We start from the raw sequence: 19901 nt of genomic DNA, 5'->3' as shown, positions 1-19901 counted from the left end.
AAAAGCGAAAAAATATTTCTTTGAGATCTATAATTAAGACTAAAAGTTAGAGATAAAAAAAAGCGTTCGACTAAAGAGTCGAACGCTTTTTACATTTAGAAATGTCTTAATTAATTGTAAACGCTTTCTTTTTTAAAGTGAACAGTTAATAAATAATATACTACTGCTCTATATTTGTTTCTGTTAGAACGACCATATTTTTCCATAACGGCATCGATTCCGGCATCCAAATTGAGTCCGTCCGCAAGTCCTAATTTTTTAATCAGGAAATTTTTCTTCACCGTATCCAATTCTGCTTGTTGACTTCCTGCAACCGTTGCAGCATCGGCATTATAAATCGATGGTCCGCAACCAATGGTTACTTTCGTTAATAAATCCATATCTGGAGTAACGCCACATTTGTCTTTCAAATCGGCTGCATACTTTACAATTAATTCTTCTCTTGCACTCATAATAAAATTTTAAGGTTAGTTTTAGTAATTAGTTTATATTCTCAAATTTAAACAATTAAATATCTATTTTAAGAGAAAAATAAAATAATTAAACCAACTCCTTAAAATAATCTAACAAAATTTTATCGTTCGCCAATGTGGGTGTAAAAATCTCTAAAATACATGGTTTTAGATTTTGATTATACAAAGCATTCAGACTTGTTTCTAAAGTTTTTTGATCGCTGGATACACTATATTCGAAACCAAACATTTTGGCTAAGTGTTCCGCAGTTAAACAATGAGAAGTTTCAAAGAAAGTATTAAAAACGGGACTTTCTTCGTGTCCTGGCAATATTCTAAATATTCCACCACCACCATTATTTACTACTATGATTTTGAAATTCTTTGCGATATATTGATTCCAAAGTGCATTGCTATCATACAAGAAACTAATATCTCCTGTAATAAAAACAGTTGGTTTATCATTGACAACAGCCGCACCAATAGCCGTAGAAGTGCTTCCATCAATGCCGCTTGTCCCTCGATTGCAATACACTTCGATAGTTGGGTCAATATCAATTAGCTGCGCGTATCGAATGGCAGAACTATTGCTTATTTGTAACTGAGAATTTTTTGGCAAACTTTTAATAACTGTATCAAAAACTACAAAATCAGAAAAAGGAATTTTATCTAAATAAAGTTCATGCTTTACTTCCCGTAATTTTTTTACTTTATCCATTTTGATAAAATAATCACTTCTTATTTCGGTTACCAATGGGAAAAAAGCTTCAAAAAAATAATTGGGATCAACTTCAAAATGCTTTGTTAAGGCTCCAAAAGTATCATACGCTCTCAAAGTGTCAATATGCCAATGGTGTTTGGGTTTGTATTTTCGTAAAAAAGCCTTAATACGTTTAGAAACAATCATTCCGCCAAAAGTTACTAAAATCTCTGGACGAAAATCCTCAAAATCAGCATCTGTAAAAGGCGTAATTATGGTATCAATGTTGTTTATAAAAGTAGGATGATGCAAATTAGAAGTCGTTTCAGTCATAACGACAACCGACTCGTCTGCTGCAAGAAAGTTAATAGCAGTTTCAGCAATAGCATTTGGATCATTTACACCCACCAAAATCATTTTTCGTGTGGATTGGTTCCAAATTTTGCTATATTCTGATAAATCTTCTACAACAGGAATTGGAAGAAAATCCTCCGATACATCTAAAACCACATTTACAGAAATTTCAGAAACCGTCTGATACAAAGGTTCTTCAAAAGGAGCATTAATGTGAACGGGACCTTTTTTTAATAATGCTGTATTTATGGCGAAATTTATTTTAGCGTCATTTTCTTCAGAAACATTTTCTTGCAAATTAGCATTGTACAACGAATGATTTTCGAAAACATTTTCTTGACGAATAGTTTGCCCATCACCAATATCTATCTTACTTTGCGGACGATCTGCAGAAATAACAATCAATGGTATTTGACTGTAAAATGCTTCTGCAAAAGCCGGATAATAATTCAGTAATGCAGAGCCTGAAGTACATACTAAAGCCACAGCATGCTTGGTTTGTTGTGCGATTCCTAATGCGAAAAATGCTGCAGCGCGTTCATCCGCAATACTGTAACACTGAAATGAGGGATTGTTTACAAAACCTATTGTTAGAGGAGCGTTTCTAGAACCGGGAGAAATTACTATAGTCGTGATTCCTTTAGCCAAACAAAGTTCGATAATGCTTTGCGCTAAAGGTATTTTGGGGTAAATCATGAATTCATTTTTTAAAAACGTAAAGATACAAAGTTAGCCAGCTTATTCCTTATTGTAGATTAGTTTTCTTATTTTTGAGATTCATTTTAAATAACCGATAATTCTATTCATTATGCGTTTTATTTTCACTTTTTTACTATACTTTTCATTTCAATTTAGTTGGTCACAAGCAAACTTAAATCCCACCGAAATAAGTTATAAGGAAGCCCTTGTGCAATCTAAAAAGGAAAATAAACCTATTTTTATTATGCTTTATGCTACTTGGTGCCCTCACTGTAACACGATGAAAGCAACAGTTTTTAGCGATCCTAAAGTCAAACTTTTTATGAATACCAATTACATCTCTATTTGGAAAGACATCGAAAAAGAAGAGGGAAAACAAATTAAAGAGCAATATAATACCAATGGTTTGCCAACTTTTTTATTTATAGATGCTAATGAAACTCTTTTGTATAGTATAAAGGGAGAGATGAAAACAGAAACTTTTATGAATGAAGCTACGAATGCTTTAAACCCTAAATTACAATTGCCGTATTTAGAAAAACAGTTTTTGAATGATCCAAGTAACGTAACTACTTGTTTGGCCTATATTCAAACCCTTAGAAAAGGAGCAGATCGTAACGAGTTATCAAAACCAACACATCTTTATCTAGAGACTCAAACGGATCAGCAATTGCTTTCAGAAACCAATTGGCGCGTTATTTCGAATGGTGTTACGGATATTCAGTCTCGTGAATTTCAATATGTATTAAACCATAAAAAAGAATTTGAAAAAATAACCTCACCACAACGAGTGGATGCAAAAATCACTAATATTGTTTCAGAATTATTGCAACCTTACACTATAAATCTTGATAGTACTTCTTACTTTCAAAAAAGACAAATTGCAAAAACCATTCAATTACAAAAAATAGATTCGCTTATTTTTTCATATGATTTATTAGTAGCAGAACGCACTAAAAACTGGGGATTATATCAAAAAACTACATTTGAAGGAACCGAAAAATACGTTTGGAATACAGCCAGTAAACTGCTAGAAATTATTCAAATATATCAAACTGAAATAAAAGATATTACCGCCTTAAAAAAGGCAATTGAATGGGGAAAAAGAGCAATTGAATTAAACAATTCTGCTGAAGCAAATTTGGTATTGGCTCGCATATATGCTAAAATTAAAGATAAAAAATCAGCACAACTTTACGCTAAAAATGCACTTGCAATTACAAAAGAAATGGGTTGGAATACAAAAGACGCCGATAACTTGCTAAAAGAATTAAATACTAAATAAAATACTATGTCTGTTACTATTAGACCCTATATTAATAATGATACCCAAGCGATTTTAACGATCATTAATTACAACATTCTTCATTCTACTGCACTTTATGATTATAACATACGAACATTAGAACAGCAAAAGGCAATTCTAGAAGAAAAAATCGCAAAAAAATTCCCTGTCATTGTAGCTGAATTAGACGGAGAAGTAGTTGGTTTTGGTATGTATAGTGAGTTCCGCTTTCGGGAAGCTTATAAATTTACCGTCGAACATTCAGTTTATGTAGATCAAAATCAACACGGAAAAGGAATTGGAAAAATACTCCTTAAAGAATTAATTGATCTTGCTAAAAATCAAAATATTCATACCATGATTGCAGTAATTGATGCTGAGAATCAAAGCAGTGTGCATTTTCATGAAAAATTTGGTTTTACAACCGCAGGGATCATCAAGGAATCAGGTTATAAATTTGATCGTTGGTTGGACTCTGTTTTTATGCAATTGATATTGGAATAAAAAGTTATTACTCCCAGAAAAAACAGAAGTGTAGAAAGAATAGTATATTTGCACAATTAAATTTTTCATGGACTATACCCTACTTTCTTCTCCTTTACAAGGATTTACCGACTTTCGTTTTAGAAATGCCCAAAATAAACTTTTTGGTGGCATTGATACTTTTTACTCTCCCTACATCAGGTTAAATGGTAAAATGGTGATCAAACCCTCTTACGAAAGAGACTTACTTCCTGAGAATAATCTCGATTTAGAAGTTATTCCGCAAGTGATCACAAATGATGCTGACGAATTTTTATTCGTAGCCAAATATGTTCGGGAATTAGGCTACAAAGAATTAAATTGGAATTTAGGTTGTCCTTATCCAATGGTGACTAAATCCGGAATGGGTTCTGGATTGATTAGTAATCCAGAAAAAATTAATCACGTTCTACAAAGAGCGCATTCTGAATCTGATATTATTGTATCTATGAAAATGCGTTTGGGTTATGAAAACAGTGAAGAAATCCTTGATGTATTACCTATTTTAGACACCTATCCTATAAAAAATATTGCAATTCATGCCCGCATTGGCAAACAACTGTACAAAGGTGGTGTTCATTTGGACGCTTTTCAGCAATGTATTGACAATACCAAGCACAAACTCTATTACAATGGCGATATTACATCTGTGACTAAATTTCATGAAATGCAACAGCGTTTTCCTAGCATTGATCATTGGATGATTGGTAGAGGATTGATTTCTGATCCCTTTTTGCCAAGCATGATAAAAAATAATACCATCGAATATCCTGAAAATAAGATTGAATTATTCAATGCTTTTCACGATACTTTATATGCCATATACAGCGAATCCCTATCTGGTTCGACTCACATTTTATTAAAAATGTATCATTTATGGGAATATTTCTCTGCTACTTTTTCTAATCCTCATAAAGTGCTAAAGAAAATTAAAAAAGCACAAAGTCTTCGAAACTACGAAGCGGCTGTAGCTGAAATTTTTAGAAACGAAAAGTTTTAATTTATTATAATATCCTAATCAAAAAAAAAGCGATTTACATAAAACTGTAAATCGCTTTTTTTGAAAATCTATATTTTGTAATTATGCTTTTATCCAGTCTATAACTTCTGGAGAAGTAACTAAAGTACGAGGAGCAATTACTTTTTCTAACTCTCCTTTTTCATTAATTAAGTATTTTTGAAAATTCCACTCTACGTTCGAATCTTGCAAACCGTTTTTAGATTTTTGAGTCAAAAACTGATAGATTGCCGCCATATCATCTCCTTTTACAGAAATCTTGTCCATCATAGGAAAAGACACACCATAATTTTGCTGACAAAAAGCAGCAATTTCTTTATTAGATCCTGGCTCTTGTGAAGCAAAATTATTAGCAGGAAATCCTACTATTACAAAACCTTTGTCTTTATATTCTTTATAAGTAGCTTCTAAATCTTTGTATTGTGGGGTTAAACCACATTTTGAAGCTGTATTTACAATCAATACTTTTTTACCTTTCAAAGTGGCAAAATCAAACATATCTCCTGATAAATCTTGCACTTTAAACTGATAAATATTTTCTTTGGCAACTACTGCTGATTCATTCATGTTAGCTTTTGTTTTTTTTGATTGTGCTTGATTTTGACAACTAAACATAAACAAAGCACAGCTCGCTATTAATACTACATTTTTCATAATTTAATTTTTTATAAAATTAAACAATTAATTGTCTCATTAAAACTTATTTTAGTTAAACAGAAGTTAAAAAAAAGAAGATTAAATCAGTCGATTCAGCTTCATAATACAGATTGATAACTCTTTAAGAATTCACATTAATTTTTACTTAATATAAAAAAAGTACTAACTATAAATTCTATATACTATAAAAATTCTATTTCATATTTTGCATAAAATAAATATTTGTTATTAATATTAATATCCTTAAAAACAGAAAATTAACTTTTTAAATATAAATATATCTTAAATAAAATTATTCTATTTTGAAATAGCAAAATTTATTTTTTTAGTATATTTATAGTTTACAATTTACAAAAATCTATTTCTTTATTGTTAAATTTTTGTGTTTGCATAATTGAATATTTTTATCAAAAATAAAAGTAAAATAACATTTTATAGTTAAATCAAATATTTTGATACTTTTATGATAACAATAATGTTATGTTTTTTTTTAGTTTGTTTATCAATCGCATAAAAACCAAATTATTAAATTACAATAATCAATATTAATTTCTTTAATTGTAGGTAAGATTGCATAAGTTTGCATTAGTAAAATTATAAGTATATGAGTCAGGAAGAGTTATTGGTATTAATTTACAAAAAGGATGAAAGAGCTTTTACACATCTTTATGATATGTATCACAAAAGTTTATTTTCTGTCATTAATGTTTTGATAAAAAATAGAGAAGAGGCAGAAGATGTACTACAAGAAGTATTCGTAAAAATTTGGAAAAACATGGATAGTTACCATGAAAGTAAAGGAAGATTTTATACTTGGATTTTGAATATTGCTAGAAATTCATCTATAGATAAACTTCGTTCTAAAAACTTTAATAACAGTCAAAAAAACCTTTCTACTGATAATTTCGTAAATCACTTTGAAGACAGTTCTAAATTGTCTGACAAAGTGGATACAATAGGTTTACAGGAATTTGTAAAAAGACTAAAACCAAAATGTATTCAAATAATAGATTTACTGTTTTTTAAAGGTTACACCCAACAAGAGGCGTCGGATGAGTTGGCAATTCCTTTAGGAACAGTTAAAACGCAAAATAGAAATTGTATTAACGATCTACGAAATTATTTGAAAGTATAATGGAAACAAAAGAATATATAGAATCAGGTGTCTTGGAACTCTATGTTTACGGTTTGCTTAATGAAACTGAAAACGAAGAAGTTGCTTTAATGGCAAAAAATAATGCAGAGATTGATGCCGAAATCATTGCTATAGAGAAAGCAATTGTAGCATTATCATCTAGTTTTTCACCATTTCACTCTGTAGCGAATTACGAGAAAATAAAAGAAAAATTAGAATTAAAGCATTCTAAGGTTATTGAGTTAGAACCTACCAGTAATTGGTCTCAATATATAGGTTGGGCGGCGGCAGTTTTATTATTAGTTGGAATTGGATATCAATACAATCAAATGGAAATGTCTACCAATCAAGTTGCTAATGCCAATGTAGAAAAAGTAAAATTAGAAAAAGACCTTAAAAATTTAGAACTTAAAAATAAGGCAAGCGAAACCAGTTTGGCAGTAGTAAGAGATGTGAAAAATATTGTAGTTGCTCTTGGAGGACAAAGCGTTGCTCCAGAATCTTCGGCAAAAGTATATTGGAATAAGGACACAAAAGTGGTTTATATTGACGCAGCGGGATTACCAGAACCTCCAGAAGGAATGGTTTATCAAGTTTGGGCTTTGAAATTAAATCCGCTTACGCCAACTAGTATTGGTTTGTTAGATAATTTTGATTCGAATGATCAAAAACTGTTTGCAGTAAACAATACGGATCAAGCAGAAGCTTTTGGAATTACGTTAGAACCTGCTGGTGGAAGCTTAACTCCTACAATGGAAAAATTATATACTTTAGGAAAGGTATAAAGAAAATCTAGTTTAATAAAAAAGGTTCAACCATCAAGTTGAACCTTTTTTTTATGTTGTAAAATAAAATTAGCATAGTTTATTAGATACTTTATAAAATAAGACTATATCGTATTTCTTCAATTCAATTGTTTATTATAATTGAGTTTTCACTTTTACTTCTTTTCCATTAGCATCAACAGCATTTATGGTTCCTATGCTCCCATTTTTATTAACATAATTAGTATCAGTCTCAGAAATAACGCCATATTTAGATACCACTTTTGAACCCTTTACCGTTAGTAAAGCAGAAATAGAACCGTTTTCATAATTAGCATCTGCCTCTTGATTTGCAGTAATATTTGCCGTTCCAATACCAGTAAAAGTAATGGTATTACCCGTTATTGTAGCTACGTTTGTATTATCACTGGTAAAAGTAAATGCACCACTACTAGAACTGTCTGGATTAATTATAGTAAATGATTGGTCGAAATAATATTTATTAATAGCAGCAAAATTTGATAAATCGGCAGAAAGAGTTGTCATTTTTGTAGCTATTATTTTTTTGTTTTGATTATCAGAAAAATAGATATTACCAAATGAATCATTATATAATTCTTGTCCTAAAAAATCAGAATAAGAAACTATAATTCCATCATCACTCCTTATGTTAATCGCTCTCTCATTTGTAATAAAGTTATAAGTAGAAAAATACAAACTGCCCATTGTGTTTATTGCAATATTTTGGATATAACCATCATTTAATGTAAATAAATCTGTAGCAATTCCCGCATTAGAAATCTTTTTTATTTGATAAAAATTAGACATATTATTGTTGCTAACAACATACATATTTCCTAAACTATCGAATTTAAAATTTTGAATATATGTATTGTTATCGGTGTAGAAATCAGAAATATTTCCATCACTTGTCATTTTTCTTATTGTACTAAAATTATTGTCATTGTACACAAAATATAGATTGCCTAATCCATCAATAGTCAAATATTGGTAATATCCAGTTGAATTATTTTCTAAAGTTATTAATGTTCCGTCTGAATTAATTTTTTTTAAAGATCTAGAACTTGTACTATTATCATATAAAAACAAATAAACAACACCCAATTTATCGACTGTAAAATCTTGAATATAGTATTCATTGTTGAAACTATAAATAGTTTCAACTACATTATCCTGATTAATTTTCTTTATTTCATAAGTTCCACTACTATTGTTATAACAGGAAATAAAGATATTATTTGAACCATCAGTAGTTAATTTTTCTATATTTAATTCTGTTGATGAAAATATATCCGATAAAACCTTTTGAGGTGTCAATTTTTTTAGAGAACTATTCCAATTATTATCATAACTTAAAAAATACAAATTGCGATTTGTTGTAGAAGTAAAATTATTAGTGTAATTAATAGAGTAAGAATTATAATCAAAATAAGTTATAAATGGATATGTGGTATCCTCACAACCATTATTTGGATAAACTCTAACGCCGGCTTGCGTATTAGGACATAGGTCTAGAAAATTAGAAACGCCATCAGAATCATCGTCTAAAAAATTTAATTTTACCGAATTGTTTATTTGACTATTACTTGCAATATTAAAACTGCTATCAAAAATAGAATTCGTGACTGGAGAAACAGTAAGCACTTCTTCACCAGAAATTTCTCCTATCAATTCAATTCCTAATGTATAAGTATTTCCGCTTGAACTAATACTAGAAGGTGTTTGAGAGGCTAAAATTGCATTACCGCCAGCTATTGAAAGCTCAAAATCTGTAGTTTCTAAATTTCCAATTCCAGAATTTGTATTAAAAACAGCACGATTCATGGTAATACTCACCGTATTTTGAGATACAGAATGTACAATTGAATTGAAGAAATTATCTAAACTATTATTAGTAATTACAGCTGGAGTTCCTGAATAAGTAGTTCCGTTATTGATGAAAATATTATTTTTTATTGTGGTTAAACTTTGTTCATTAACGCTTCCTGTATTTATGATTGTACCCGAGTTATCTTTAAATGTATTGCCCTCAAATAAGTGCTGATTTGTACCTAGTGTTGCCAAAAAAGTACCATTAACTATATCTGAATAAAAAGAAAATAAAGACCATGCAGAATTATTAATAAAGGTGGAATTTAAAACTTGGTATCTATTTAGACCTCGAAAATTTCCTATTTGACCCGTATTATCGTAAAAATTGCAATTATCTATTTTAACGTAACGTTCTGTATTAAATATAGTTCCAGAATTTGCAGTAAATGCGCATCCTAAAACAGTTATTCTATTGGAATAATCCGTTTCAATATCTGATGTAGTATTAGGTGTGCTTCCATAATCACTTCCAAATAAAAAACTAGAGTTAGAGATAAATGTGCTATTATAAATAGTTATTGTAGACGAATCATTGGTATAAAAAGCATAAGTATTAACATTATCTATTATGTTTATAGAGCTCGCCATTACAGCAGAATTATTATTCTGGGCTCTAAAAATCGAACCCATTCCCGCTGCATTTTTTGTAAAAGTAATGTTAGAAATTGTCAATAAAGCACCATTAGTAACCTGAAACATTTTATAAGAATTATTACCAGATAAGATCAAATTACTAGTTCCGTTTCCTGTTATTGTCAAATCTCGAGAAATATTGGGTAAATTACCTGTTAAGGTCAAAGTTCCTATAAGATTTAAATCAAAATCAATGGTAGTGGCTGTAGTATTTTCAATAGCATATCTCAAACTTCCAATAGCACCATCATCATTTAAATTAGTAATGGTATAATTCCCTTGAGCATAACTCATTAGCGAGAAAAATAAGCCTACTATGAAATAATATTTTTTCATTTTTTCCTGATTTTTGTTTTGATATCTCTACCCCTATTTAATAAAAATAATCAAACTGAATTCTATCAGTATCACTCAATATAGCATTTCCATTATTTGCTGGAATGTAGGTCAAAACGTCATTAGTAACACTATAGGCCGTATTACTGATCCTTATACCATTCACATACATTTTTACTTTGCTTTTTATAGATGGAATTTGTGCAAGCGTAAAAGTTGTTTGAGATAATGTTGATAAAATTTCTTCAGATGCATCAGTAATTTCATGTGCAGCATTAACCCATACAGTTGTACCAGTTCCATTAGTAGACAAAACTTGTCCGGTTGTTCCATCTGTATTGGTATAAGTGATGGCTCCAGAAGTTAAGGTTCCTGTCGTTTTTACATTTTCTATATTACTATTCCCTAGTTGGATGGTATTCGAAGTAGTAACAATTGCCTCAGACCCAATCGCAATAGAATTAGAAATTCCATCTACGGATACATCCGCATTGTGACCAATTACAGTATTCTCTGAACCATTAGTATTTAATAATAATGCTTGAGAACCTATAGCAACATTATTGTTTCCAGAAACATTATTTCCAAGGGATAAATAACCATAAGCTGTATTACCATTACCATCCACATTCTCTGGTAAAGCAGCCCTTCCCACAGCAGTATTTGCATAACCAGCATTATTTTGTAAAGCACCTAAGCCTATTGCTGTATTAGAATTTTCATTAAAATTTCCCCTCCCTACTGTAATGCCATTTACAACCATATCTTTATCAAAAGATTTTACTCCAAGAATAGTTTGTGCAGTTGTTAGATCTACAAAATCGTTATTTGTAGGTACTGTTGGCGTCATCCAATAAGTAATTCCAGAACCATCTGTAGCTAATACTTGACCAACTGTTCCATGAATATTTGTATAGGTAACTTCTCCAGCAACTATTTGATTTGTTGCTTCAATTCTCCCATTTGCTCCTAATGTAATTACAGTAGCACCTCCTTTATTTGCATCAGTAACTTTTACACCAGAGGAGAACCTTAAAGTTCCATATCCATCATTCATATCTACAAAATCACCATCATCAGATAAAATAAGACCTTTTCCCGTAACTCCAGACTCGTTGACAGTCATACTTCCTCTAGAGGAAACTTCCCCATTAGATTTTACCATAAATTGATTAAAATCAACACCAGATTGCGAAAATGAAATGTCATCTCCAGAGGAATACAATTCCCATTTTACCGCTCCAGAAGTATTTAAAAAGCGTAATTGATCCTGTATTTGAATAGAATTAGAAAACGTTTTTGTACCTGCAATAGTTTGATCAGATATTATATCAACAAAATTTCCGTTAATGGCAGTATTTAGGGCATCTCCAACAAAAGCAGTTGTGGCAATTGCTGTAGAATTATTTCCTGCAGACTGTGTTGCAGCTATTGTAGTTGCTGGTAAGTTGGGAGTTCCGGTAAAAGAGGGAGAATCGATATTCGCTTTTAAATTTAATACTGTTTGCGTAGCTGTAGAAACCGATTTATCGGCATCAGCCGTATTTTCTACATTAGATAAACCCACCATTGCTTTATCAATTCCTGTAACTGTTCCCGTAAAAGTGGGAGAATCGATATTCGCTTTTAAATTTAATGCCGTTTGCGTAGCCGTTGAAACCGATTTATCGGCATCAGCAGTATTTTCTACATTAGTTAAACCCACCATTGCTTTATCAATTCCGGTAATTGTTCCGGTAAAAGCAGGAGAATCGATATTCGCTTTTAAATTTAAAGCTGTTTGCGTAGCTGTAGAAACCGATTTATCGGCATCAGCCGTATTTTCTACATTGGATAAACCCACCATTGCTTTATCAATTCCGGTAACCGTTCCAGTAAAAGCAGGAGAATCGATATTCGCTTTTAAATTTAAAGCTGTTTGTGTAGCTGTTGAAATCAATTTATCTGCATCAGCCGTATTTTCTACATTTGCTAATCCCACCATCGCTTTATTAATTCCAGTAATTGTTCCGGTAAAAGCGGGAGAATCGATATTCGCTTTTAAATTTAATGCTGTTTGTGTAGCGTTTGAAACCGCTTTATCTGCATCAGCCGTATTTTCAACATTGGATAAACCCACCATTCCTTTATCAATTCCGGTAACCGTTCCCGTAAAAGTGGGAGAATCGATATTTGCTTTTAAATTTATAGCTGTTTGTGTAGCGTTTGAAACCGATTTATCTGCATCAGCCGTATTTTCTACATTGGATAATCCCACCATTGCTTTATCAATTCCGGTAACCGTTCCGGTAAAAGAAGGAGAATTGATATTCGCTTTTAAATTTAATGCCGTTTGCGTAGCCGTTGAAACCGATTTCTCTGCATCAGCCGTATTTTCTACATTTGATAATCCCACCATCGCTTTATTAATTCCAGTAATTGTTCCGGTAAAAGCGGGAGAGTCGATGTTTGCTTTTAAATTTAATGCTGTTTGCGTAGCTGTTGAAACCGATTTATCAGCATCAGCCGTATTTTCTACATTGGATAAACCCACCATTACTTTATCAATTCCGGTAACAGTTCCGGTAAAAGAAGGAGAATCGATATTCGCTTTCAAATTTAATGCCGTTTGTGTAGCTGTTGAAATCAATTTATCGGCATCAGCTGTATTTTCAACATTTGCTAATCCCACCATCGCTTTATCAATTCCGGTAACCGTTCCAGTAAAAACAGGAGAATCGATATTCGCTTTTAATAACAATCCTGGTACTTTAGGAAGTGCTGCAGTACCAGCTAAATCACCAGATAATTGTATTTTACCTTTGTTTGTAGCATCTGCATCAACCACAACACCATTTGAAAATTGATTGTCTACATAGGTTTTTAATGCCTTAACAGTTGGATATTTAACATCTGACGAACCATCAACAATAACATTGGTTGATTTATTAAGTAGCACTTCTTTTAAATCTAAAACACTTTGAGTAGCATTACTTATGGGTTTATCAAAATCACGGGTGTTATCAACATTATTTAGAATTAAATTTATTTTGGCATCCACAATATTAGATGCGTTAGTTCCTCCGTTCTCAATACCCACAATTCCACTTACCGTTTGAGCTGAAAAAGCAAAAGGAACAGCATTCAAAACTTGATCACTAACTTCCATAAAAGAAGAACAATTACCTGTAGTATTTACACCAACTTTTAATTTTTTTAAACCCGAAATCCAATTTACAGCTTTAAAATTAATAGCATAACCACCCGTTTGATTTCCTAAGCCAATTACTAAATTAACCATACCCATCTCATCCGTAACGGCGCTAATCGTTTCTTTATATTCTAATTGCTGCGTTTCATCTTCAATACTAAATTGCAAACAAACTGACTGATTTATTAATGCTGTATTCGCAGGATTTATACCTGGCATTTTTTGAGCATTTGGATTCAAAATTAAGGCTTGATAGCTGATTCCATTTGTTTGCGAATGCGCAATGGTACTAACTATAAAAACTAATATTAAGTAGATTTTTTTCATAATAAGTTTTTTATAAAGGGAAATGAAGTCCAAATTGAATTTGATTTGTAATAAAGGCTAACTTCTCATCGGTAGGATGTGAAAATTTAAAGGCATTCGAAAAATTATAACCTAAATTAACTATACAATTATCATTTATAGGATATTTTAAATCTAAACCAATACTGGGTTGAAAAAATAAACCTTTAAATTCTGGAAGTTTTTTTATATCATAAATAACACCGTTAATCTCCTCCTTACCATCTATTATTGTTGCAAGATTTACTGCTCCTTTAAGTTCAACTGAAAGATTTTTTTGATTTTTAAAAAGAACATATCCAATACCATTTTTTAAGCCTATATAAGTAGTATTCCAAGAATAGGTTTGTACTTCATTTGTACTAAAACTATTAAATTGGTTTAAGGTAACACTGGCTTGATAACTGAACTTTTCTTTAAAATTTTCTTGATATCCAATTTCATAATTAGCTCCAATTTTACTTTTTAATTTCAAAATTTGATTTTCAGCGGAACTACTATAACTATAGGAAGTTAGATTTTTTCCAGCTTTAAAAAATATTTCTTGAGCAGATGCCAACTGACTAAAGACAAGTAAATTAAATAAAAGTAGTTTTGTTTTCATAATGATTTTTTAATGATTTTAACGTATTGATTAATTTCACTATTGGTAATTTTAACTAAATAAAGAGAGTTTGGTAAGCCCGATAAATCTAATGTTAACATACCTTCCCTAACTTCTTTAAGTTGATTGAATAATAAACGACCACCAATATCAAATACAGTTATAGAAATTTCTTTAATAGGTTTAGAAAATTCAAAATTTATGCTAGTAACAAATGGATTTGGATATGTAGTAACAACTAGATTTCCTTTTATGGGAACATCTGTCAACAATTTTGCCCAATAATTCTGTTGAAAGCCTTGTATGACAATAAAATCACCCTTCGAATTTCCAATTACACTTTGTTGACCAACGGTTTGTTTGACAAGCATACCATTAGATAAAGTTGCAGATTTGCTTTGCGAAGAAATCATTTGATGATGCAATATTTGACCATAAAATGTAGAACAAAAAAGAAGTAATAAATATTTCATAGAAATTAATTTAAGTCAATATTATAATAAAATTAACACCTTTTATCGATAAAAAATGCTTTTAAACGAATATTTGATTAATTAGTAAAAACTTTTCAGTTATTAGTAACTCTTAAATTAAGTTTTAATGGTCAAAAAAAAGGATAAAGGAAAAATGATCTCCATAGAATCAATTTCTATTTGAAAGAAATATAGTATTATTAAATACATTACATTTATTGTTTTCTGTAACGGCACATTTACTTTATAAATTAATAAAACAAGAAAATGTTAACAAGCTTACTTTTTATTGTAACGGGAATAATTGGTGTTACAACAGCCTTTCTAATTTTTAGAAACTACACTGTAAATAGAATGATGAATCCATATATCATTATTCTAATTCTTATTATTTCACTTCGCTTTTTATTCTCGGGATTGACCTATTTTATTTTTGATCCTTCTTTTAAAACTACTTTTTCAAAATACTCGAATGCTTCGATTATAGTGATACCAATATGTTATCTTTATTTTAAAAATTTAGCAGAAAATAAAAACAAAATTTATTCTAAAGATCTTTTGCATTTTATCTTTCCAATTACTTTGTTATTGGTAATAAATAGTCAAGATCAAATTAATCTCGGAAGTCATTCCTTAGAAATAGTATTATATATTTTGTTTTTTATTTTTGCGATAACATATATATATTTATGTTTTGACGTTCTAAAAACAAAAATTTGGAGCAGAAGAGGAGAAATCAAAGTGCTTCAAAAGCAAAATAAATTAATAAATAATTGGACCTTATTCCTATTTGTTGGGCTAATCTTAACGCTCATAAGACTTTTTATATCCGTTTGCGTAGAAATATATTCAAATGAAAGCATTAAGGGATTTTTGTATCAGTGGATCTCTGCATTAATTTGGGCTGTAATACTATTCAAAATTCTAATTTCTCCCGAAATTCTTTTTGGATACAATTTATTACATCAAAAGTTTAATGAGAATAAAAATAATAACTTAGCACTAAAAGATATTTGGAAAATCAATTCAGATATCGAACTTAAAAACTGCCAACATTCAATTCTTAAAGAAAAAATAGATTTAAATATAATGGTTTATATTTCTCAGATTGAAACAGTAGCACTACAGTTTGAGTTGTTTAGAAATGCCGATTTAAGTATTACAGATTTGTCTACAAACTTAAAAATACCAAAAAGCCACATTTCATATCTTTTTAAGTACCACTCTTTTCTCTCTTTTTCTGAATTTAAAAAATTAATCAGAATTCACGATGCCATTCATCTTATTGAATTAAATTTCCTTAGTAACAATACCTTAGAATCATTGTCGAAAAAAGTTGGTTTTACATCTTATAATCCCTTTTTTACTAGTTTCAAGGAAATAGCAGGAATGCCACCTTTAGAATATTATAAGCTCTATAAAAAAGAATTAGAAGCATAAAAAAAGGTTCAACCATACAGTTGAACCTTTTTTTTATAGAAAAGAATACTAATCTTATTTCTTGTAATACTTTTTATATTTTGGATACGTCAATATTCCGATTAAAGAAATAGTTCCCATTGAATACCAAATCCAACTTAAAGAATGTGCTTCTCCACTAGCATAAGAGTGCAAACCAACTAGATGGAAATTAACACCATAATACGTGAACAAAATCGATACAAAGGCAAACATACTCATCAGGTTAAAAAACCATTTACCGCGTAATGAAGGTACAAATCGAGCATGAATAACAAAGGCATAAACCATAATACTAATTAAGGCCCAAGTCTCTTTTGGATCCCAACCCCAATAACGTCCCCAACTTTCATTAGCCCATTGTCCTCCCAAAAAGTTACCAATAGTCAACATAATCAAACCTATAGTTAAAGCTAACTCATTGATATAAGTGATTTCTTGAATGTTTAAATCCATTTTGGCTTTATTCTTTTCATTGGTAAAAAAGATCAATAATAAAGAAACAAAACCTAAAATCATTCCCAATGCAAAAGGACCATAACTTGCCACAATTACGGCAACGTGAATCATTAACCAATAGGAATTAAGAACGGGTTGTAAATTTGCAATTTCAGGATCGATCCAGTTCATATAAGCTGCTCCTAATATCATCGCCGTTACAAAGGCAGAGGAAGCAACTGTTAGTTTCGATTTACTATCAAAAGCAAGTCCAAAAAACATAGTAGCCCATGCCACATATATTATAGACTCATACGCATTACTCCAAGGTGCGTGACCCGAAATATACCATCTTGCAATTAAACCAAAAGTGTGTATTAAAAATAATAAAAGAACGGTGACATGCATAAAATTCACCAAATAATTCAAAGATTTTCTTTCTTTAAATATTTTTAAAATAGTAAAAAACAACATTAAAATAGATGCAATAATGTAACCAACAGGTAGTTTTTGAAAAACATCATATTTATTATACAATATTTCAGAAGTGATTTTTTCTTCGCTTGGCATTACTGTACTACCAAAACGTTTTTGAAAACCGTGTATACTTTCTAATAGTTCGTCAGCAGTTTTATAATCTTTAGAATTTGCAGCGTTAGCCAATGAACCAAAATAAAGAGGCAATACACTCTTGGTGTAAGTTGCTTCCATTCCTTTTAAGCCTGCTTCGTTGAGTTCTAAGAAAGAAATCCATTTGTTATTTTTATCATTTGGAATAGGGAAAATTTTTAATATTCTTCCACTTAAAGCAGATTCCATTAAATTTACTTTCTTATCTGTCTCAATAAAATCTTTTTCGAATTGATTCGGATTTCCTGATTTAAATGCCTCTTCTAGATATTTAGACAATTTATAATTCCCTTTGTCATCGAAAAAAGATACAAAAGGAGCAAATTCTGCTGCCTTATCAACACCAATAATTTTACGAATACTATCATTCCCAGTTCTAAGGTAAATAATTGGGATTTCGATCCAATAACCGGCATATTGTGTCATTGACATAAATACCTGATCGGAATTCATTCCTTTATAACTATTGCTGTGGCTTACTTTTCGCAACAATTCAGAAGAGAATGTATTAATAGGCTTCATTCTCCCACCACCATCTTGAATAACCAATCGTCCAAATTTAGAAGCGTGTGCTTCAGGGACTTTAAATTTTAAAATTAAACCTTCTAATTCCTCTTGACTTAAAGCCTTCTTAGTATGATTGGTGTGACTTTCGGGAACTGCTTCAGCTTCGGTATGAGCATGACCCGCATGGTCTGCGTGATCGTGTTCTTTTTCTTGAGCAAAACTACTAAAGCTAAATAATAGCATCAGAATGGTTAATAATTTTGCTTTCTTCATTTTTACAATTTCTAGTTTTCGTTTAATATCAGCAAAACGAGAATGTTTGGTAAACATTATCGCCATCATAGCAAAATACAATAAGAAGTAACCAATGTAAGTAAGTCCTGTTCCCCAGAAATCGTGATTTACTGATAAAATAGTTCCTTTCTCATCTGGATCAAATCCCGATTGAAAGAAACGGTATCCTTTATAATCTAAAACGTTATTCATAAATATTCTGGCGTCAAATGGTTTTTCATCTTCAACGGTTACTTTACTTTCAAAGGAAGAGTAACTTTTTTCTGTACCAGGATATTTTTGTGCAATAAATTTATTTAATTTTATTTTAAAAGGTAAAATATAAGCCTTACTTCCGTAGAAAAAGGTATAATCAATTTTTCCTATTTTAACTGTCTTAGGATCTCCTATTTTACCTTTAGATCCAATAACGGTAACCACTTTTTCTTGTCCTTCAGCTTGTAATTTAATTACTAATGCATCTTCGTGGGTTTTCGCTTTATAATCGTTATCCGATTCGTAATCAATTATTCCTTTTACGGCTTGATCTGGAAATACAAATCGCATATCACCGATACTGTAAAGCGAACGCATCATTAATGGCTGAACATTATCCTTTGCCACTTTTCCTTCTAGCTTATCTGCCATTCGCATAAAATTACCTTCAAAAGGAGTTTGTATCGTGTACTCTTTTCCAGTTGTAGTAATATTTATGGCTCCATCAGTATATTTATTCAATGAAAACAAAACATTATGAATGTTTTGCACTTCCCCTTCTTTCAAAAAATGTTCATGACGTCCGCCATCACCAGCTTCAACAATTTTTAAATACTGTATTCCTTTCGGATCAGGTTTTACATATTCCTTGGCGCCCATGATAAAATTTTGATACTCTACTTCAAATTTTGTGTCTGCAAAATTTTCTGACATACTAAAATTGTTATTCGTAGCGGGAGAAAGTAGCAATTGTTTTTCAAAAACCCTACGTTTCATTTCACCTTTGTACTCACCATCTGCAAATACCGTTAAAAAAGTTTTATCTGAAAAAATTTGATTTTCAGAAGCACCTTCTCTAATAGGCATCATTCCTTCGTAACTAATGTAGCGCGTTACAAAAGCACCACAAATTATAAATATAAAGGACAAATGCAGGATTAATGTAGCCCATTTTTCTTTCTTTAAAAGCTGGTAACGTTTGATATTACCAATAAAGTTGATTAGAAAAAAAACATGAATGGCTTCAAACCACCACGAATTATAAATTAGAATTTTTGAGGTGTCGGTATTGTATTTACTTTCGATAAAAGTTCCGGTAGCCATGGCTACTGCGTATGCGATAAATAAAAAAGCCATTAATCGAGTAGAAAACAAAAAAGAAAATATTTTTTTATCCATTTTTATGGGATTACGTTATGTAAATTGCCACAAAAGTACTTAAAATTGTTGACTTTCATATTGACACATTTGTTAATTTAAACCAAAAAATCAGCTTCTTTTTTAGCAATAAATTGAACGTTTTTTTTTGAAAATATCAT

The 19901-nt window shown here is 30.7% G+C and carries 14 protein-coding genes; 6 read left to right on the top strand and 8 right to left on the bottom strand.

Translation table 11 applies throughout. The features are described 5' to 3' along the window. Positions 1-110 precede the first annotated feature (110 nt). Positions 111-452, bottom strand: a complete 342-nt coding sequence (locus J3S90_RS10210; RefSeq protein ID WP_210646118.1) for a DUF2853 family protein — start codon at positions 450-452, stop codon at positions 111-113. A gap of 88 nt (positions 453-540) precedes the next feature. Next, on the bottom strand, positions 541-2202 hold the full coding sequence (menD, locus tag J3S90_RS10205) for a 2-succinyl-5-enolpyruvyl-6-hydroxy-3-cyclohexene-1-carboxylic-acid synthase (RefSeq protein WP_210646117.1): 1662 nt from the start codon (positions 2200-2202) through the stop codon (positions 541-543). Between the two features lie 112 nt (positions 2203-2314). Here menD and J3S90_RS10200 point away from each other — a divergent pair, with 112 nt between their 5' ends. The 3 genes from J3S90_RS10200 to J3S90_RS10190 all read left to right on the top strand — a co-directional run bounded on the left by J3S90_RS10200 (position 2315) and on the right by J3S90_RS10190 (position 5012). Next, positions 2315-3490: a thioredoxin family protein gene (locus J3S90_RS10200; RefSeq protein ID WP_210646116.1), complete on the top strand. Its 1176-nt coding sequence runs from the start codon at positions 2315-2317 to the stop codon at positions 3488-3490. A 6-nt stretch (positions 3491-3496) separates the two neighbouring features. Next, positions 3497-3994, top strand: a complete 498-nt coding sequence (locus tag J3S90_RS10195; RefSeq protein ID WP_210646115.1) for a GNAT family N-acetyltransferase — start codon at positions 3497-3499, stop codon at positions 3992-3994. A gap of 67 nt (positions 3995-4061) precedes the next feature. Further along, positions 4062-5012, top strand: a complete 951-nt coding sequence (locus J3S90_RS10190) for a tRNA dihydrouridine synthase (RefSeq protein WP_210646114.1) — start codon at positions 4062-4064, stop codon at positions 5010-5012. Between the two features lie 81 nt (positions 5013-5093). Here the strand turns inward: J3S90_RS10190 and J3S90_RS10185 are convergent, their stop codons facing one another. Beyond that, positions 5094-5684, bottom strand: coding sequence for a glutathione peroxidase (locus J3S90_RS10185; RefSeq protein ID WP_210646113.1), 591 nt, complete (start codon positions 5682-5684; stop codon positions 5094-5096). Positions 5685-6291: 607 nt separating this feature from the next. Between J3S90_RS10185 and J3S90_RS10180 the strand changes: the two genes are divergently transcribed. Both J3S90_RS10180 and J3S90_RS10175 read left to right on the top strand, forming a co-directional pair. After that, positions 6292-6822: an RNA polymerase sigma factor gene (locus J3S90_RS10180; RefSeq protein ID WP_188050678.1), complete on the top strand. Its 531-nt coding sequence runs from the start codon at positions 6292-6294 to the stop codon at positions 6820-6822. Then, on the top strand, positions 6822-7607 hold the full coding sequence (locus J3S90_RS10175; protein WP_210646112.1) for an anti-sigma factor: 786 nt from the start codon (positions 6822-6824) through the stop codon (positions 7605-7607). The genes J3S90_RS10180 and J3S90_RS10175 overlap by 1 nt, the downstream gene beginning before the upstream one ends. A gap of 135 nt (positions 7608-7742) precedes the next feature. Here J3S90_RS10175 and J3S90_RS10170 read toward each other — a convergent pair whose 3' ends face one another. From J3S90_RS10170 to J3S90_RS10155, 4 genes are read right to left on the bottom strand one after another with little or no spacing between them, the layout of a single operon-like run. Further along, positions 7743-10448 (bottom strand): NHL repeat-containing protein, encoded by a 2706-nt coding sequence (locus J3S90_RS10170; RefSeq protein WP_210646111.1) that lies wholly within the window; start codon positions 10446-10448, stop codon positions 7743-7745. A gap of 37 nt (positions 10449-10485) precedes the next feature. Beyond that, positions 10486-13965: a beta strand repeat-containing protein gene (locus J3S90_RS10165; protein ID WP_210646110.1), complete on the bottom strand. Its 3480-nt coding sequence runs from the start codon at positions 13963-13965 to the stop codon at positions 10486-10488. A gap of 10 nt (positions 13966-13975) precedes the next feature. Then, complete coding sequence (locus tag J3S90_RS10160) at positions 13976-14587, bottom strand: outer membrane beta-barrel protein (RefSeq protein WP_210646109.1); 612 nt, start codon at positions 14585-14587, stop codon at positions 13976-13978. Then, a complete protein-coding gene (locus tag J3S90_RS10155; protein WP_210646108.1) occupies positions 14584-15060 on the bottom strand; it encodes a T9SS type A sorting domain-containing protein in 477 nt (158 codons plus the stop codon). Before J3S90_RS10155 ends, J3S90_RS10160 begins: the two co-directional genes overlap by 4 nt. A gap of 267 nt (positions 15061-15327) precedes the next feature. Between J3S90_RS10155 and J3S90_RS10150 the strand changes: the two genes are divergently transcribed. Further along, complete coding sequence (locus tag J3S90_RS10150) at positions 15328-16500, top strand: helix-turn-helix domain-containing protein (RefSeq protein ID WP_210646107.1); 1173 nt, start codon at positions 15328-15330, stop codon at positions 16498-16500. 54 nt (positions 16501-16554) lie between these two features. On the opposite strand, the gene ccsA is transcribed toward J3S90_RS10150, so the two are convergent. Next, positions 16555-19761, bottom strand: coding sequence for a cytochrome c biogenesis protein CcsA (gene ccsA / locus J3S90_RS10145; protein ID WP_210646106.1), 3207 nt, complete (start codon positions 19759-19761; stop codon positions 16555-16557). Between the last annotated feature and the right edge of the window lie 140 nt (positions 19762-19901).

The sequence above is a fragment of the Flavobacterium flabelliforme genome (assembly GCF_017948675.1).
In the GTDB taxonomy this organism is placed as follows: domain Bacteria; phylum Bacteroidota; class Bacteroidia; order Flavobacteriales; family Flavobacteriaceae; genus Flavobacterium; species Flavobacterium pygoscelis.
This window is presented reverse-complemented; position numbering and strand designations above follow the sequence as displayed.

Excerpts from the sequence above, each read along its gene's own strand:
- J3S90_RS10185 (WP_210646113.1), bottom strand. The coding sequence starts at position 5,684 with ATGAAAAATGTAGTATTAATAGCGAGCTGTGCTTTGTTTATGTTTAGT.
- J3S90_RS10190 (WP_210646114.1), top strand. The coding sequence starts at position 4,062 with ATGGACTATACCCTACTTTCTTCTCCTTTACAAGGATTTACCGACTTT.
- J3S90_RS10210 (WP_210646118.1), bottom strand. The coding sequence starts at position 452 with ATGAGTGCAAGAGAAGAATTAATTGTAAAGTATGCAGCCGATTTGAAA.
- J3S90_RS10200 (WP_210646116.1), top strand. The coding sequence starts at position 2,315 with ATGCGTTTTATTTTCACTTTTTTACTATACTTTTCATTTCAATTTAGT.
- J3S90_RS10165 (WP_210646110.1), bottom strand. The coding sequence starts at position 13,965 with ATGAAAAAAATCTACTTAATATTAGTTTTTATAGTTAGTACCATTGCG.
- J3S90_RS10160 (WP_210646109.1), bottom strand. The coding sequence starts at position 14,587 with ATGAAAACAAAACTACTTTTATTTAATTTACTTGTCTTTAGTCAGTTG.
- J3S90_RS10155 (WP_210646108.1), bottom strand. The coding sequence starts at position 15,060 with ATGAAATATTTATTACTTCTTTTTTGTTCTACATTTTATGGTCAAATA.
- J3S90_RS10170 (WP_210646111.1), bottom strand. The coding sequence starts at position 10,448 with ATGAAAAAATATTATTTCATAGTAGGCTTATTTTTCTCGCTAATGAGT.
- J3S90_RS10195 (WP_210646115.1), top strand. The coding sequence starts at position 3,497 with ATGTCTGTTACTATTAGACCCTATATTAATAATGATACCCAAGCGATT.
- menD (WP_210646117.1), bottom strand. The coding sequence starts at position 2,202 with ATGATTTACCCCAAAATACCTTTAGCGCAAAGCATTATCGAACTTTGT.
- ccsA (WP_210646106.1), bottom strand. The coding sequence starts at position 19,761 with ATGGATAAAAAAATATTTTCTTTTTTGTTTTCTACTCGATTAATGGCT.
- J3S90_RS10180 (WP_188050678.1), top strand. The coding sequence starts at position 6,292 with ATGAGTCAGGAAGAGTTATTGGTATTAATTTACAAAAAGGATGAAAGA.
- J3S90_RS10175 (WP_210646112.1), top strand. The coding sequence starts at position 6,822 with ATGGAAACAAAAGAATATATAGAATCAGGTGTCTTGGAACTCTATGTT.
- J3S90_RS10150 (WP_210646107.1), top strand. The coding sequence starts at position 15,328 with ATGTTAACAAGCTTACTTTTTATTGTAACGGGAATAATTGGTGTTACA.